Raw genomic sequence first — 2,163 nt, 5'->3', positions numbered from 1 at the left:
CGATATGGGTACCGCTGGCGGCCCGGGTATTGACGACCTCGCCGAGCTTCATGGTGTTCCAGAATATGATGATGGCGGCGAGCAGGTTCATTCCGGCGATGCGATAGTGCTGGCCTTCGCCGGATCGATCCCGGATTTCACCTCGGCGGTGGAAGCTGATGGCGCGCTTTAGGGCGTGGTGGGCCTCACCCTTGTTGAGGCCGATCTGAGCCTGGCGCTGGAGGCCGGCATCAAGAATCCAGTCGATCATGAACAGGGTTCGCTCGATGCGGCCCACCTCTCGCAATGCGAGGGCCAGCTCATTCTGGCGCGGGTAAGAGGCGAGCTTGCGAAGAATCTGGCTGGGGGCGACGATCCCCGCTGCGATCGTCGCCATGATGCGCAGGATGTCGGGCCAGTTGCGCTCGATGAGCGGTTCATTGATCTTACCTCCGACCAGCGCTCGCACATTGGCCGGCGTCGCGTTGGGCGTGAAGGCATAGAGTCTTTTCTGAGGGAGATCGCGGATACGGGGGGCGAACCTGTAGCCGAGCAAGGCGCAGGCGGCGAACACATGATCGGTGAAGCCGCCCGTGTCGGCAAAATGCTGGCGAACGCGGCGGCCCGCGTCATTCATGAGCAGCCCGTCCAGGATATAGGGAGCCTCGCTGACCGTTGCCGGGATCACCTGGGTTGCGAACGGCGCATATTGATCGGACACATGGCTGTATCCCTTGAGGCCCGGGACGTTGCCATATTTCGCGTTGATCAGATTCATCGCCTCGCCCTGCTCGGTAGCAAGGAAGAACTGCCCGTCGCTGGATGCCGATTGCCCTTGTCCCCAGAAGGCGGCCATGGGCAGGGCGGCGTGGGCCTCCACGATCATGGCGAGCGCCCGATCATAGGCGCTGCCTTCGACATGCCAGCGCGCGATCCGCAGCAATTCCCAGAAGCTGTGCGTGTTGGTCGCCGCCGCCATCTTGCGCAAACCGAGATTGACGCCTTCCGCCAGCAACACGTTCATCAGGCCGATCCGGTCGCTGCAGGGCGCGCCGGTGCGCAGATGCGTGAACGCCTCGGAAAATCCGGTTCGCTCATCGACTTCCAGCAACAGATCGGTGATCCTCGCGGGCGGGAGCTGTTGATAGAGATCGAGCACGAGATCCTCGGCCCCTTCGGGCGTGTCGGCCCTCAGCTTGTCGATGTGCAGCTTGCCGTTCTCGATGATGCCGCCTGGGATCGTGCCGGTTCGCGCCGCGCGGCCAAACTCCTTCAGCCGTGTATCCAGTCGAGCCCTGCGCTCGGCCAGCCATTCGCCGGGTCGCAGCGGCACGGCGAGCCGCGCGGTCTGCTCTATCGCCTGTGGCGGGACCAGAAGCTGCTTGAGGTCGCCATAGCGGCGCGATCCCGCCAACCATATGTCACCGGACCGGAAGGCGTCGCGGATGTGGAACAGCACCGCGATTTCCCAAAGCCGGTGGTCGCCGCTGGGCTCAGCGCGAAGATGACGATGCCATTTCGAGTTGGGACGTAGAAAATCCACCGGCGGATCGACCTTAATCCCGTTACGCAGCATCGCAACGGCCGCCAGAAGAGGCGTGGCGATCGGCGCCGCCTGCATGTCGAGCAGGCGCAGCATCCTGGGCGCGTAGAGGCGGAAACGGTGATAGCCGTCCAGCACACGGCTGAGCGGGTCGGCCGCGAGCACGTTGGTCAGCGCGGAGGCCGTGGCGACAAGGGTTCTGAACCGTTCCCAGCCAGGCCCGGTGGCGATTATCCCGTCCAGGGCCGTGCCATCGTCCTGCGCTCCAAGCAAAGCACCACCGATTTCGGCAAAGGACTTCAGCGTGTCCCGAACGGCCGCCTTTTCGTCGGCGATCCTGGTGTTGCAAAGGCGTTCGGAGGCCCGATAGAGACGGCCTACGATGCGATCGTGGGTCTCCACGATGACATCGGCCAGCGATGACCGCCATTCCAGGGTGCAGACAGCGAGGATCGCAAGCCGCCTGTCTTCGGGCAGATCACGCATGCCGTCGGCGTAATAGCGCTCGCCCTGCCGGCGAAGCCGGGTCACACGATGCGCCGGCACGCCGTCCAGCAAATCCGCCGGAAGATCGAACCTTTGAAGATATTCCAGTCGATCCATCAGCCGGTTAGCGGCTGCTGAATTTGCGCCAACCTCGA

At 63.7% G+C, this 2,163-nt stretch carries 1 protein-coding gene; it reads right to left on the bottom strand.

The genetic code is table 11. From position 1 onward, the window contains the following. Positions 1–2,163 (bottom strand): Tn3 family transposase (locus CG471_RS29670; protein WP_099234650.1); only part of this gene is annotated, 2,163 nt, incomplete at both ends.

It is taken from the genome of Sphingobium sp. IP1, from assembly GCF_002708645.1.
In the GTDB taxonomy this organism is placed as follows: domain Bacteria; phylum Pseudomonadota; class Alphaproteobacteria; order Sphingomonadales; family Sphingomonadaceae; genus Sphingobium; species Sphingobium yanoikuyae.
The sequence above is the reverse complement of the archived record's forward strand: the minus strand, read 5'-3'. Positions and strand labels throughout refer to the sequence as shown.